Origin of the sequence: Endozoicomonas sp. GU-1 (assembly GCF_027366395.1) — a bacterium.
In the GTDB taxonomy this organism is placed as follows: Bacteria; Pseudomonadota; Gammaproteobacteria; order Pseudomonadales; family Endozoicomonadaceae; genus Endozoicomonas.
The window spans coordinates 998772-1013227 of sequence record NZ_CP114771.1; the positions used below are offsets into that span (position 1 = coordinate 998772).

Sequence of the window (14456 nt, forward strand, 5' to 3'; positions counted from 1 at the left end):
CAGTAAAGGCTCTGAAGGAAGAAAAAAAGCCTGTTTAGCATCATAGTATTTTCGATAGAGAAAAAAGCAAAAGAAATGCGCGAGGGCTTGCAAATAGTGTTTTTTAGGGTAATATACCCAGCGCCTGAAGGGGCATTTTTACCCTTCTTGTGTCGGAGCGTAGCGCAGCCTGGTAGCGCACCACAATGGGGTTGTGGGGGTCGGAGGTTCAAATCCTCTCGCTCCGACCAGACACTTTTTTACCTCAATTTTCTAACCCTCCCTGAAAACCCATTCCATCAGTTTTCACGATTACCCAACAAGCAAACTCAAGTCAGAAAATCCGGTTTTCTACCCTTTCATACCATCAAAGTTCTTCATCCAATAAATCTTCAGGATCAACCTGAAGGATACAAAGAACACCCCAATCGATCATTCTGCACTCTGAATAAAAGGATTTAATGCACCTGGATTGGCCGTGCTTAATCGACCAAAGAGAGAAGCGGTAGAGTTTGAATAATGCCACTCGTCTAACAACGAGTGGCATTTGTGCCAGGAAGGGTTTTTATTGCAAGCAATAGCAAATCACTTATCGGAAAGTGCTGCCTTCGGTGTTTCAGAATTTTCGTAAATCAACAGCGGCTCAGAATCACCATTGATAACCGAAGCATCAATCACCACCTTGGAAATGCTCTTGTCGGAAGGTATTTCATACATTGAGTCAAGCAGTACCGCCTCCAGTATCGAGCGCAAGCCACGAGCACCGGTTTTGCGTTCCATGGCTTTTTTGGCAACCGCACGCAGAGCTTCCTGTCGGAAATCGACCTCCACCTCTTCCATATCGAAGAGCTTGCTGTACTGCTTGGTCAGTGCATTCTTAGGCTCAACAAGGATGCGCACCAGCGCCTCTTCATCCAGCTCTTCAAGCGTTGCAATGACAGGCAGACGGCCAACAAACTCAGGGATAAGACCGAATTTCACCAGATCTTCCGGCTCAACTTCTTTAAAGGTTTCACCCAGATCCTTTTTGTCGTCCTTGCTGCTGACTTGTGCAGAGAAGCCAATACCAGACTTGTCAGTACGACCACGAATCACTTTATCCAAACCGGCAAAAGCACCGCCACAGATAAAGAGAATATTGGAAGTATCAACCTGCAGAAACTCCTGCTGCGGATGCTTGCGCCCACCCTGAGGCGGAACCGATGCAACCGTACCCTCAATCAACTTGAGCAGAGCCTGCTGAACACCCTCACCAGAAACGTCACGGGTAATGGACGGGTTATCAGACTTGCGGGAAATCTTGTCAATTTCATCAATGTAGACAATACCCATCTGAGCTTTTTCTACATCGTAATCGCACTTCTGCAGCAGTTTCTGAATGATATTTTCAACGTCTTCACCGACGTAACCTGCTTCCGTCAGGGTCGTGGCGTCAGCAATGGTGAATGGTACGTTGAGCATACGCGCCAGCGTTTCAGCAAGCAGCGTCTTACCACTTCCGGTGGGACCAATCAGCAGGATATTACTTTTACCCAGCTCGACTTCTTCTTTCTTTTTGTCGCCCTTGGCATCGCCAAAACGCAGACGCTTATAGTGGTTGTATACCGCTACAGATAAGACTTTCTTGGCCCGGGGCTGGCCAATTACGTACTCGTCGAGAGTCTCCTTGATCTCGCGAGGGATTGGCAGCTTATCTGAAGACTCTTCGCCACTGCTGTCCTGAATTTCTTCACGGATGATGTCGTTGCATAGATCAACACATTCATCACATATGAATACGGAAGGGCCGGCAATCAGCTTGCGCACTTCATGCTGACTCTTTCCGCAGAAAGAGCAGTACAACAACTTGCTGTCTTCACCCTTGCCGCTTGTTTCGTCGGTCATTCGATTACCCTGTTATACGGACAATGCCTGCCCTGCACTCTCCAGTGAAAATAGACAATGAAAATAGACCTGTCAGTCAAACTGATCAAAGCCCATTTCATGATTCACAATTACATGCCTGATAAGATGCAGGCAACGAGGCATGTTTTCAAGTGCTTGATCCGCTTGATACCAGAATTCATGCCCTGACCATCCGGGACCATGCATGTTTCTGGAAAGCTATTCTGATAGAGCTCTCCATACCAAGAGAACCCATCCAATGAGTTAGTGTTCAACGACTTTGGATAAAAATCAACCTGCATGCGCTATAAATAATGAAAATAGCACACTTTACAAGGGCTATTTTCATTGATTGCGGAGCATATCGCCGGAGATCACAAAAGAGCCATCAGCTCAATCGTCCAGCTTATTTTTTGTCTTTATTGCCGTCTTCACCACGACGATTCATGACCTGGTCGATCAGGCCATACTCAACTGCCTCATCGCCATTCATAAAGTTATCACGGTCAGTATCACGCTCAATGACTTCAAGAGGCTGGCCGGTATGGTGAGCCAGAACATGGTTCAGCTTACTGCGGATGCTCAGAATCTCACGGGCATGGATTTCGATATCTGATGCCTGGCCCTGGAATCCTCCCAGCGGCTGGTGAATCATTACCCTGGAGTGTGGCAGACAATAACGTTTACCAGCAGCACCACCAGCCAGCAACAAAGCGCCCATGCTCGCAGCCTGACCAATACACATGGTGGAAACATCCGGCTTGATAAACTGCATGGTGTCATAAATAGACATCCCGGCAGTTACCGATCCACCCGGTGAATTAATGTACAGGTGAATATCCTTGTCCGGATTTTCCGATTCAAGGAATAGCAGCTGAGCAACCACCAGATTTGCCATGTGATCTTCAACCTGACCCACCAGGAAGATCACTCGCTCTTTAAGGAGGCGGGAATAGATATCGTAAGAGCGCTCACCTCTGGCTGATTGTTCAACAACAATAGGTACCAGTCCTGAGTTGGTGATCGCAACGGCGTGCGGGTCTATCAGATTGGACATATCCTGTCTTAACTCCTTGCCAAGTCGAAGAAAAGCGACTGACCTGTCAGTCATATAAACTGAAAGATTAGTCGCTTGCATACCAGATTAAAACGACCAGAGCCGGTAAAACCTTAGCTGCTTGTCAGGGGAACTGGCCAATCAGCCAGCAACTCCCCTCGCTCTTCATAAAATGCTCTTCTACAAGCGGTATCAGGCGGACTCTTCCTGCTCTGCCTCTTCAGTTTCAGCTGCACGTTCAGCAGGCTTGATAGCGTCCTGATAGCTGCATGCCAGTTCTGAAACCTGGGCCGCTTCCAGAATAGTATCTACTACCTGCTCTTCCAGAACAACATACTTGATCTGAGACAGCTGCTCATCGTTGCTGTAGTACCAGTCGATAACCTGCTGTGGCTCCTGGTAAGCGGAAGCCATCTCTTCAATCATGGCACGCACACGCTCATCATCAACCTTGACTTCACGCTGCTTAACCACTTCACCAATCAACAGACCCAGAGCAACACGCTTTTTGGCATCAGCTTCAAACAGTTCTGCTGGCAGCTGCTTTGGATCAAAACCACCTTTCATGCCACCGAACTGCTGTACCGCCTGTTCGCGCATACGGTCGATTTCCTGAGAAGTCAGGGCAGAAGGCACTTCCACCTCATGAATCTTCAACAGGCCATCCATTACCTGATTCTTGACTTTGTTTTTAACTGCCTGACGCAGTTCACGCTCCATATTTCTGGACACTTCCGTACGGAAACCTTCCAGACCACCTTCGCTTAAGCCAAAGCGAGCAAAAAACTCGTCATTCAATTCAGGCAGTGCGGGTGCAGCCACCTTGTGGACCTTGCAGGCAAACTCAACAGACTGACCTGCCAGATCTTTCGCCTGATAATCTTCAGGGAAAGTCAGGGACAGCACTTTCTCTTCACCGGCAGACACACCCACCAGGCCGTCTTCAAAGCCCGGAATCATGCGGCCAGAGCCCAGCTCCAGAGTTGAGTTCTCTGCGCTGCCACCTTCGAAAGCTTCTCCGTCTTTGGTGCCAACATAGTCAAAGGTAATGCGGTCACCCAATTCAGCAGCACGCTCAACGTCAGCAAACGTTGTGCTCTGCTTACGCAGGGTTTCGATCATTTCGTCTACATCAGACTCCTGAACCTCAGCAATCGGACGCTCAACAACAATGCCGCTGAAATCATTCAGAGCAATTTCAGGGTAGACTTCAAAGGTAGCAACAAAGGTAAACCCTTCGTCGTTATCAGACTGAGCTTCAACAGATGGCGCACCAGCAGGGATCAGATCCTGCTCCTGAATAGCCTCAATGAAGGAAGACTGCATCATCTCGCCGAGCACTTCCTGTCTGGCACCGGCACCGTAACGACGCTTGACCACTTTCATTGGAACCTTGCCGGGGCGGAAGCCATCCAGACGAACACGTCGGGACAGGTCCTGCAGACGCTTATTCACTTCACTATCAATATCAGCAACCGGGATAGTGATAGTCAGCTTGCGCTCAATACCGGAAGTCATTTCAAGGGAGACTTGCATTTTTGTTCCTCAACACCAAAACCTGTGTAAACAATGGGCCAAAAGGCGAATAGACTAGCAAATGCTTCCGGAAAATGCACAAACACGTTCTGTTACACTAGATCCGGGCAAGGTAAAGGAACACTTTTTATTAAAACATTCCCGTTCCCTACAGGATTTGCTCCACTCTCACTTCTCAACGGTATAAACCAACGAACAAAGCAGACTTTGCCTGAAAAAGCGTATTTAAAAGACCCAAAACACAGCAGCCCTGGCTCAGCTTTTCCTATCTGCACTATTCATATACGTTTCTCCGAAGCTAAGGACTAGTGGGTCCATACACCCCCCATCAGGGCAGTTTCTTTGGATGAAACATACAAAAACGGGGATAAGCATACTTATCCCCGTTAATGACTGGTGCGGAAGGAGAGACTCGAACTCTCACACCTTGCGGCACTGGAACCTAAATCCAGCGTGTCTACCAATTTCACCACTTCCGCTCACAGTGCTTCCACGAAGCACGCAAAACACTGTATTTTTCAGGCTGCCCAAAACACCAGGACAACCGTTAAACTGGGGTGGGCGAAGGGGCTCGAACCCTCGACCGCCGGAATCACAATCCGGAGCTCTGCCAACTGAGCTACGCCCACCAGTAGCTGACCGAAAGACTATTCAAATTGAACCAAAGAATCAAGCATAAGGCAGGATAAATGGCCATCTGAAAAATGGCGCACCCGGCAGGATTCGAACCTGCGACCATCCGCTTAGAAGGCGGATGCTCATCCAACTGAGCTACGGGCGCTTAATCATCTTTCTGACTGGTCGGGGTAGAGAGATTCGAACTCCCGACATCCTGCTCCCAAAGCAGGCGCGCTACCAGACTGCGCTATACCCCGAAATTTTCCAGCTCCTTTCAGGAAATCCCGAAAAGTTCCGCTGGTCAACGGCGACGAATACTACTCACAAGCATGGCGCTCGTCAATTGCCATATGCATTTTTTGATCCACATAGCAGTTCAGATAATGCAGGAAACTTCTTCGTCTGAATGACCATACCAATCTGTCTGAAAAAAACCACCATGCTCACCCTTTATATCGAACAGACTTCATATAGGTTGAACCAGTGGCTTTATCAGCAGGCTGTTGTGTCAACAGAGCCTGAGCACTGTTAAACTAACGGTCATTTTCAATATTCGCCAATCAACCAATATTGTCAGCAACAGGCTTCAGCACATATGACAGCAAAAATTATTGATGGCAAAGCCATTGCCCTGCAACTGACCGACGCCATCGCCGAACAGGTGAAAAAAAGAACGTCACAGGGTCTCAGGGCTCCGGGGCTGGCGGTTATTCTGATTGGCGATGACCCGGCTTCCAAGGTTTATGTCGGCAAGAAAAGACAGGACTGTGAACGGGTGGGTTTCAAATCCGTATCCCACGACCTGCCAGCCTCCACCAGCGAACAGTATCTGCTGGAGTTAATTGACAGCCTCAATGATGACCCGGCCATTGATGGTATTCTTGTACAATTACCCCTGCCTGAACACATCAACTGCGAACTGGTGATTGAACGCATCCGTCCGGATAAAGACGTCGATGGCTTTCATCCATACAACATTGGCAGACTGGTTCAACGTATCCCACTGTTGCGCCCCTGCACACCAAAAGGTGTGATGACACTGCTGGAAAGCACAGGCCAGCCCATTCGTGGCAAGAATGCCGTTATTGTCGGCGCCTCCAATATCGTGGGTCGCCCAATGACCATGGAACTGTTACTGGCCGGCTGCACCACAACCACCACGCATCGCTTTACCGAGGATCTGGCCGCTGAAGTCGCCCGGGCAGACATCCTGGTGGTTGGCGCAGGCAAGCCCGGACTGGTTAAAGGTGCCTGGGTAAAGCCCGGTGCCGTGGTGATTGATATTGGCATCAACCGTATGGATGATGGCCGACTGGTGGGTGATGTGGAGTTTGATGTTGCCAGAGAAAGAGCCTCATGGATTACTCCGGTTCCCGGTGGTGTTGGCCCAATGACCGTGGCGACACTCCTGGAAAACACACTGTATGCTGCTGACCATCTGCACCACTGAGCCGAGAGAAAAGTGTTCACGGTGTAGACCGGCAGTTTCACTGCCGGTCCATCTTATGACTTCAGACTGGCCAGGCATTCCAGAAAGATTTCATCTTCCCACTCAGAGCAATCAATAAGGTATATGTTACCTGACTCCTCCCACTCATAATCCTGCCCGTTGATTCGAACCTCCAGAATCGGATACTCACTGTAAATTAACAGCCTGCCTCCCTGCCTGAGTCGGCTTTCAAGGCGAACACCGCTGTCTTTCCAGCACACCACCTGATCAACAATGGCACAGGCTGGCAGAATCTTATCTTCCAGTCCAAGACAGACCAATGACTCTTCAGGATAAAACAGCATCAGATCTGCCCCATTCTGCCCAAGCCGTATTTCCGGCAGCTCAGAATGGCTGAAACATTGCCGTCGGGTCGGCCAGTATACCAACCATTCACCACTGTCATTTTCCAGGGGTGACGCAGTGATGCGCTCAGTAATCGGTTGGTGATCTTCGGCAATATTGAATAAGGCAAGGACTCCCACTGCCCCAATCCGATTGGTCACTTTGAGTAACTTCCCGGAATAGAGAGGGTTTTCAAATAGCTGTTCCCGAGCCACCTTTCCCTGCTGGTCACAGCGAACCACCCGACCATCATTAAACACCAGCTTCATCAGTTGCTCTGCATCAGTCTGCCCAACCGGATCGCTGGTATAAATGGGTCCGCCACTCACCGCCCTGAGCAGCGCATGGGCATCAGAGTCTTCGTGAATGGTCCACCACATATCCCAGTCACCTATAAAAAAGGCATCATGAAACACTGCGTTATAGGCATTCTGCAGTGCATGCTCCTGGAGATTACCGCTTTTCTTTGGAAAAAAATCATCACTATTACGCGCAAGAGCTGATGACGGTCGGTTCCACAGCTGATCGCTGGCCATCCCCATGCAGTTGATCAGTTGTCCGTTAAAATGCAGCCCCGCTGACGCTTCAAGGGCCTGATGCGCTACCCGGGATACTTTTCCGGGAAAATCCCGGTATCTATAGTGGTTGGCAAGATTGCTCTGAACATCAACTTTGATGAAATCAACACCCTGCCGGGCCAGATAGTCGTGCCAGCCGTGCCAGAAGCGAAATGCATCCCCTTCTGAGGTTGGGGGTAACCTTCTTGATGAATCCAGCTCATCCAAAGGAACAGGAAAGCTGGCTTCGGCATCGATACCTTCCCACTGCCCGGTCAGAGCATGCCACACCCCCATCCAGGGAATACCGTAGTCATCCTGAAGAGTCTGCTTTAAACCGGCAAGTCCGGCCGGAAACTTCTCCCGATCTTCCTTCCAGGACAACAGCCGACGATCTTTCTCTTCCGACCAGCCATCATCCACCAGCATCCATTTTACCGGAACCCTTTTGGAGTAAAACTCCTGAGCTTTTGCAGCAACAGCCTCCTCAGTCACATCAAGATAACAGGCATCCCAACTGCACCAGCCGAGATAGTTAAACACCTCAGGCAAGGTACGCTGCTCTCTTGGTCTGGAATAGTACGATAGATGGTGACGCCCCAACTGCACATTGTGATTGATCAGTAAAAATGGATCTGCACTGACACCATAAATGGCAATCAAGCCCGAAAAATCTCTAACACCCGACTTTGCAGGCCCCGCCACCAACTCAATGCCAGCGACGTCCCCACCCTGAAATTCACAGCGAACCTGCTCATCACATACGGCCAGCAGGTGGTGATACTCTGCCCCCAGACCGTACAGCAAAGACTGTGTTTTCTCTGGCAGATTGTTAAGGGCGCAATCAAAATGCGGCCGTGTCCACCAACTGTTATAAAGATAATGGGCACACAAACCGGAAATATCACCCAGAGAGGCGATATTGATTCTGACAGCGCAACAGGGATGCCAACTGCGCCCTGGCCAACTGACTCCCTTGCTAATCTCAGCATTCAGAGATAACAACAGTTGTCTTCCTTTGGTCTCCAAAGACAACCTGACAGAAAGCCAGTCATCGTGAACAAATATCCCCGACTGCTCTGACCATGTCAGAGCATATTCCTCACCATTATCCAAACGAACATAAACAGTGATCCCCTGACATACTGAAGCCTGGTCATAATACAGATTTACCAGCTGGTCTTTTTCACGAAGAGAATACATAACTGCCTCAACTGCATCTTGGAAAGAACAATGTCATCCTTTGCCTACAGTATTTCTCAAAATCGGATATACGGCAGTGAAAATCTAATAAATTGCTTATCCGTGATATAAAACCACAGCCCGATAAGCTGATTAGCACGGAAATTTTGCAATATGAAAACCGCTGAAAATGTTACCCAAGCAAGGAAAACCAACCGGAAAGTAACACCTTTTATCAATAGCACACACCAAAAATCACAGACTGAGCTTTAGAGTGAAGAGAGTCTTAGTCATTCAACCCCGCACAACTGAAGCAAAACAGCGAAAGAATATACATCAAGCATGTAGAACAAAGCAGAAAACCATGCTGTCAAAAAAATGGCATGCAGTATGCATACCATTTAGCGTTCTATGTCAGCACCCGGTTTAATGGAATAAGCCCTGCTGCCGACATCTTTTGTCTTCGTTACTTTTGTCAGAATCATCCAGGACTCTTCAATGAACAAACCATCACTCAGTAGCATGGAAGCCTATCTCAGACAGATGGGTATGGTGCCCCTTCCCGAAACCCCTGGCGACCTTGAAAAAGAGTACTACCGACAGATTTACCGGGTACTGCCCAGAGAGCAGGCTCTATCACTCCCGGTCAGGAAAGCCCGCTCAAAAACCTCTATCAAAAAAAGTAAAGAAAAAGGCACCCCTGACAGACAATAAACCAGACCTACTCAGCGTGAGGGACTTCCAATCGTTCACGCTGTCGCTTATGTCGAAACAGGCCATCCAGCGTAAAAATGACCAGTGCGAGCCATATCAAAGCGAAAGTAGCCATCTGCACCACACCCAGCGGCTCATTATAAATTGTCACACCCACCAGAAATGAAATGGATGGTGCCAGATACTGCATGATTCCCAACACAGTTAACGGCAACTTTTGAGCCGCCATATTGAACAACACCAGAGGTATGGTGGTCACAAACCCGGACAGGGCAAGGAGAAGACTGGTATCCGGATCAGAAAAGCGAAAAGCATGCAAATCATTACCCATCAACCACAGAAAATAGAAAGCGGCGGGAGGCATCAACAGCAATGTCTCAATAGCCAGCCCAGAGGTCGCATCGACATTAATCCTTTTCCGGATCAAGCCATAGAACCCGAAACACAAGGCCAGTACAAAAGCGACCCAGGGCAGTTTACCCAGCAAAAACATCTGCATTGATACCGCCGCTGCTGCTATAAACACCGCCAGCATCTGGTATCGGGTCAGACGTTCCCCCAAAAAACAGTAGCCAAAAAAAACGCTGATCAGCGGGTTGATGTAATAACCGAGGCTGGTTTCCAGAATCCTGTCATTGGTCACTCCCCAGATAAAACAGAGCCAGTTTCCAGCAATAAACAGCGACGACAAAACCAACCAGCCCAGTATCCGTGGTGACTTTATTATCTCAAGGATCCCTTTCAGTTTATGGCGAAAAGATAAAAAGCAAACCAGCAAAAGTGATGACCAGAAAACCCGATGAGCAAGCACTTCCAAAGGAGACACCTGTTCAACAATCTTGAAATAGATGGGGATCAGCCCCCACAAAGCAAATGCCCCGACGGCAAACGTCAGGCCAGACTGTACTCCTGCGTCTCTCACAAATCCCCCACATCAGACCCATAGCATCCTCGGGATGCCAGGAAAAATAACAGCCCATTCAGATTTTGCATTGTAGAAGCAACGAAACCCGAGACAAAACATTAACTGAAGAAGCCTGAACTCACCCAGGCTTCCTGGCCAAACAGATCAGTCAAAAACTATACGATTTTTATTTTTATCCAGCATTCTGCTGCCAACATATTTAACCTTATCCAAATCATCAAAGCTCTGATAAGGGCCATGCTGATCACGATGCTTGACAATTTCCATTGCGATACGGGGTCCAACCCCGAGAAGTCCTTTGTCCAGCTGCTCCATGTTTGCCTGGTTCACATTAACTTTCTGATCACCAGACCGGGCTTTCTGGTCAGCCCCAAAGACAGAGATACTGAAAAAAGATGCACCTAAAAAGACGAGGGTTTTGATATCCATATCAATGACTCCTTAAAATTGATAACTAATCCGCTATTGATAGATTGTCTATAAAACAGCTTTGTTGAATAAACCATCCTTAAGAACATTCAAGGCAATGCTTGGGATAACTGCAAGACAAAAAATCCCGGGCAGATAAGCGGATCAAATTATCACGCAGCCGGAGCAACCCCCAAAACCTGCTCTTTAAAAGGCTTACTGGGTGGTGTCTCACCAATCCACACTCGCAGGAACAGATTAAACAACTCTTTATTGGCAGGAACGATACCTTTCTCATCACCGGCAATTTCAATCCGCAACCCTTTACCCGGAAGGTACTCAAACACAGCCTGTTCACCTTTTTTCATTGAACCATCAACCAGTGTAAAGATTTTCTCAAGGTCCTCTTTCACCGCTTCCTGCTCATCGGGTGGGCTGTTCAATTGGATGGATTCATAAAAGGCATTGGCTATCCGTCGGGCGCTCATTTTTGACAAGAGCAAAACAAATGCCATTCGCTGATGCGTGTCAGAGGCATAAATCTCTTCAGGGCTACTGGTCGGCTCTTCCAGATAAAGAGCACCGATATACCCTTTAACCATCAGATACCATGACCTGACTGCCGCACCCTGCAATTTAAGCTCTGGTTTATCACCCTCCGCAGCAATAGTGTCTGGCAGGTCATACTTATTAATGACAAGCGCATTAACAGGCAATGACAGCAACATAAGCAAGGCAGTTAAAAGAGGAATACGATAAAAAGAGTCATAGATTTGCATACTACACACCTTATTATTATTGTCAGGAAATACTATCCCACTTAATTGGCAGCTTCCAGCATACTGAGCTGCAAGCACTTCGACATTTCATAGCCTGGCCGCCAGCGCAGCAGGTCAGGCAATCATACTATGCACAGGGTTTAAGCTGCCATGATCTTTACCTGTATTATCACTCCAGAGGCTGATTGCCGTCATTAAATTGTCACCATTTCATCAGCCATAACTTTCATGAGCAGTGGATAAAACCCTCTCCATTACCACTGGTCAGCAGCCCAATATTCCCGTTACCAATCCTGACTATCTAAACCATACTTAAGTGCACTGACTATTGAAATTACTGGATAAGCCTCAAAATAGACTATCCAGAACACAAGGTTGAAGCACTGAGTAACGGGTTAGCCCAGGCTTCCTTAAAGCCCGCTACACCATACCTTTGCAACAGAATATCAACCAGACTTTCCTGTTAAACCAGCTTTTGCAGACAGACTATGACAGATCAGGATCCAAACAACCCCGAAGTGCTTGATGGGGACGAAGACAGCCAAAAAACCAGTACCGGACTTGTACTTCCACACCAGTCGCTACCAGACAAACTCTATCTGATCCCCGTTTCGAACCGCCCTTTCTTTCCTGCACAGGTACAACCGTTAGTATTCAGCAATGAGGAGTGGGGAGAAACACTGCAACGTGTTGGCCAGAGCCCTCATAAAGCGGTTGGTCTCAGCTTTGTTGGCCGATTGCCCGGTATAGACGTTGCACCGGAAGATTTTCCCCAGGTAGGTTGCGTTGTCAAAATCCATAATATTGTGTCAGACAATGACCAGGTTCAGTTTATTGCCCTGGGAATGCAACGTTTCAGAATACGACAGTGGTTACGTCGCCGGCCTCCTTACCTGGTTCAGGTCGACTATATCGACACCCCTGAAGACGACAGCGATGAAGTAAAAGCCTATGCACTGGCACTGATCCAGGCGATCAAAGAGCTTATCCCGCTGAATCCCCTGTACAGCGAGGAGCTGAAAAATTATCTGAACCGCTTCAGTCCCAAAGACCCCTCCCCCCTGGCAGATTTTGCAGCGGCTATTACCACCGCTCCCGGACAGGAGCTTCAGGAAGTACTGGAAACCATTCCTGTCCAACGCAGAATGGAAAAGGTACTGGTGCTGATTCGCAAAGAGCAGGAGGTCGCCCGCCTTCAGAGTGAAATCAATGCGGAAGTTAACCGGAAAATCAGTAATCATCAGCGCGAGTTCTTCCTGAAGGAACAGCTTAAAGTCATTCAAAAAGAGCTGGGCATATCGAAAGATGACCGAACTGCCGAGATTGAACAGTTCGAGCAGAGACTGGCAAAGCTGACCGTCCCTGAAAGTGCCAAGAGTAAAATCGATGATGAGCTGAAAAAGCTTTCCATTCTGGAAACCGGCTCCCCGGAATACGCCGTTTGCAGAAATTACCTCGATTGGGCGACATCGGTCCCCTTTGGCCTGTACTCTGAAGATAACCTCGATCTTCATCACGCAAGAAACGTACTCAGTTCCGACCATGACGGTCTTGAGGATGTTAAAGAGCGCATTGTTGAGTTTCTGGCAGTCGGTGCTTACCGGAAAGAAGTATCCGGCTCCATTATGTTGCTGGTAGGCCCTCCGGGTGTGGGCAAAACCTCTATTGGCAAGTCCGTCGCCAAAGCTCTGGACCGGAATTTTACCGTTTCAGTTTGGGCGGCATGAGAGATGAAGCTGAGATTAAAGGACATCGTCGTACTTATATTGGAGCGATGCCTGGAAAGCTGATTCAGGCACTGAAGGAAGTAGAAGTCTCCAATCCGGTCATCATGCTTGATGAGATTGATAAAATTGGTGCGTCCTTCCGCGGTGATCCCGCATCTGCGCTGCTGGAGGTATTGGATCCTGAGCAGAACAGCGAGTTTCTTGACCACTATCTGGACATGAGAATTGATCTGTCAAAAGTCCTGTTCATTTGCACAGCCAATCAGTTGGATACTATCCCGGGACCACTGCTTGATCGAATGGATGTCATCAGGCTGTCCGGCTATATCACCGAAGAGAAGGTGGCGATAGCCAAGAATCACTTATGGCCCAAACAACTGAACAAAGCCGGACTGAAAAAGAGCCAGCTTAGAATCTCAGATACAACCTTCCGTAAAATTATTGATGGTTATGCCCGGGAAGCAGGGGTTCGTCACTTTGAGAAATTGTTGCAAAAAATCATTCGCAAAGTTGTCGTCAAATTCCTGGAAAATGATGAACACAAGCTGACGGTGTCGGCTAAAAACCTGGAAGACTTTCTCGGCGCGCCCTACTTTCGTAAAGAAAAAACCATGGAAGGTCTTGGCATAGTCACCGGTCTTGCCTGGACCGCAATGGGTGGTGCTACACTCCCTGTTGAAGCCTGCCTGATACATCAGCAAAGAGCCGGTTTTAAACTGACCGGCAAGCTGGGTGAGGTGATGAAAGAGTCGGCTGAAATCTCATACAGCTATACCACCAGTCACGCCAAAAAGCTGGGTATTCAGGAAGACTTTCTGAAAACTGCATTTATACACCTCCATGTTCCGGAAGGTGCCACCCCGAAAGATGGCCCCAGTGCCGGTGTCACCATGACAACCGCTTTAATCTCTCTGGCCAAAGGCATTAAACCCCTGAAAAATCTGGCAATGACCGGAGAGCTGACCCTGACAGGCAAAGTATTGCCTGTGGGCGGTATCAGAGAAAAGGTGATTGCTGCCCGACGGCAGGGAATTATGAACCTGGTTCTTCCGGAAGATAACCGCAGAGACTTTGATGAGCTACCGGATTACATCCGTGAAGGCATCTCTGTACATTTTGCCAGCCAGTACGATGACGTCTATAAAGTTGCATTCCCAGCGGTCAGCAAAAGCAAAGGAAAAAGTAAGTAGAGCCAACCGTACTCTGCTGTAAATAAAAAACGCCACCCGATCAGGTGGCGCTTTCTTAATCACTCT

At 48.3% G+C, this 14456-nt stretch carries 9 protein-coding genes, 5 tRNA genes and 1 pseudogene; 4 read left to right on the top strand and 11 right to left on the bottom strand.

The window, feature by feature from the left end; translation table 11 throughout:
* The first annotated feature begins 153 nt into the window (after positions 1–153).
* Positions 154–230: transfer RNA gene (locus O3276_RS03855), tRNA-Pro, on the top strand.
* Between the two features lie 334 nt (positions 231–564).
* Here O3276_RS03855 and clpX read toward each other — a convergent pair.
* The 7 genes from clpX to O3276_RS03890 form a co-directional block, all read right to left on the bottom strand.
* On the bottom strand, positions 565–1863 hold the full coding sequence (gene clpX, locus O3276_RS03860) for an ATP-dependent Clp protease ATP-binding subunit ClpX (protein WP_269674456.1): 1299 nt from the start codon (positions 1861–1863) through the stop codon (positions 565–567).
* A gap of 406 nt (positions 1864–2269) precedes the next feature.
* The gene (gene clpP, locus O3276_RS03865; protein ID WP_101747729.1) at positions 2270–2920 is read right to left on the bottom strand and encodes an ATP-dependent Clp endopeptidase proteolytic subunit ClpP; all 651 of its coding nucleotides are present in this window, start codon (positions 2918–2920) and stop codon (positions 2270–2272) included.
* A 192-nt stretch (positions 2921–3112) separates the two neighbouring features.
* Positions 3113–4456: a trigger factor gene (gene tig / locus O3276_RS03870; protein WP_269674457.1), complete on the bottom strand. Its 1344-nt coding sequence runs from the start codon at positions 4454–4456 to the stop codon at positions 3113–3115.
* 394 nt (positions 4457–4850) lie between these two features.
* Positions 4851–4935 (bottom strand) — tRNA-Leu (locus O3276_RS03875).
* Between the two features lie 74 nt (positions 4936–5009).
* Positions 5010–5085 (bottom strand) — tRNA-His (locus O3276_RS03880).
* A 76-nt stretch (positions 5086–5161) separates the two neighbouring features.
* Positions 5162–5237, bottom strand: a tRNA-Arg gene (locus O3276_RS03885).
* 17 nt (positions 5238–5254) lie between these two features.
* A tRNA-Pro gene (locus O3276_RS03890) sits at positions 5255–5331 on the bottom strand.
* 338 nt (positions 5332–5669) lie between these two features.
* Here O3276_RS03890 and folD point away from each other — a divergent pair.
* The gene (gene folD, locus O3276_RS03895; protein WP_269674458.1) at positions 5670–6524 is read left to right on the top strand and encodes a bifunctional methylenetetrahydrofolate dehydrogenase/methenyltetrahydrofolate cyclohydrolase FolD; all 855 of its coding nucleotides are present in this window, start codon (positions 5670–5672) and stop codon (positions 6522–6524) included.
* Between the two features lie 53 nt (positions 6525–6577).
* Here the strand turns inward: folD and O3276_RS03900 are convergent, their stop codons facing one another.
* Entirely contained in the window at positions 6578–8668 is a 2091-nt protein-coding gene (locus O3276_RS03900) for a Sip1-related alpha-galactosidase (protein WP_269674459.1), read from the bottom strand.
* A gap of 477 nt (positions 8669–9145) precedes the next feature.
* On the opposite strand from O3276_RS03900, the gene O3276_RS03905 reads away from it, so the two are divergent.
* Positions 9146–9361 (top strand): hypothetical protein, encoded by a 216-nt coding sequence (locus tag O3276_RS03905; protein ID WP_269674460.1) that lies wholly within the window; start codon positions 9146–9148, stop codon positions 9359–9361.
* Between the two features lie 7 nt (positions 9362–9368).
* On the opposite strand, the gene rarD is transcribed toward O3276_RS03905, so the two are convergent.
* From rarD to O3276_RS03920, 3 genes are all read right to left on the bottom strand, one after another.
* Positions 9369–10283 carry an EamA family transporter RarD gene (gene rarD, locus O3276_RS03910; protein WP_101747700.1) on the bottom strand — a complete coding sequence of 305 codons (915 nt, stop codon included), beginning with the start codon at positions 10281–10283 and terminating at the stop codon, positions 9369–9371.
* Between the two features lie 147 nt (positions 10284–10430).
* Complete coding sequence (locus tag O3276_RS03915) at positions 10431–10715, bottom strand: ComEA family DNA-binding protein (protein ID WP_269674461.1); 285 nt, start codon at positions 10713–10715, stop codon at positions 10431–10433.
* Between the two features lie 152 nt (positions 10716–10867).
* Positions 10868–11473 (bottom strand): chalcone isomerase family protein, encoded by a 606-nt coding sequence (locus O3276_RS03920; protein WP_269674462.1) that lies wholly within the window; start codon positions 11471–11473, stop codon positions 10868–10870.
* Positions 11474–11961: 488 nt separating this feature from the next.
* Here O3276_RS03920 and lon point away from each other — a divergent pair.
* Positions 11962–14390, top strand: a pseudogene (gene lon / locus O3276_RS03925) (endopeptidase La).
* Positions 14391–14456: the final 66 nt, after the last annotated feature.

Excerpts from the sequence above, each read along its gene's own strand:
- clpX (WP_269674456.1), bottom strand. The coding sequence starts at position 1,863 with ATGACCGACGAAACAAGCGGCAAGGGTGAAGACAGCAAGTTGTTGTAC.
- folD (WP_269674458.1), top strand. The coding sequence starts at position 5,670 with ATGACAGCAAAAATTATTGATGGCAAAGCCATTGCCCTGCAACTGACC.
- O3276_RS03900 (WP_269674459.1), bottom strand. The coding sequence starts at position 8,668 with ATGTATTCTCTTCGTGAAAAAGACCAGCTGGTAAATCTGTATTATGAC.
- O3276_RS03920 (WP_269674462.1), bottom strand. The coding sequence starts at position 11,473 with ATGCAAATCTATGACTCTTTTTATCGTATTCCTCTTTTAACTGCCTTG.
- clpP (WP_101747729.1), bottom strand. The coding sequence starts at position 2,920 with ATGTCCAATCTGATAGACCCGCACGCCGTTGCGATCACCAACTCAGGA.
- O3276_RS03905 (WP_269674460.1), top strand. The coding sequence starts at position 9,146 with ATGAACAAACCATCACTCAGTAGCATGGAAGCCTATCTCAGACAGATG.
- tig (WP_269674457.1), bottom strand. The coding sequence starts at position 4,456 with ATGCAAGTCTCCCTTGAAATGACTTCCGGTATTGAGCGCAAGCTGACT.
- O3276_RS03915 (WP_269674461.1), bottom strand. The coding sequence starts at position 10,715 with ATGGATATCAAAACCCTCGTCTTTTTAGGTGCATCTTTTTTCAGTATC.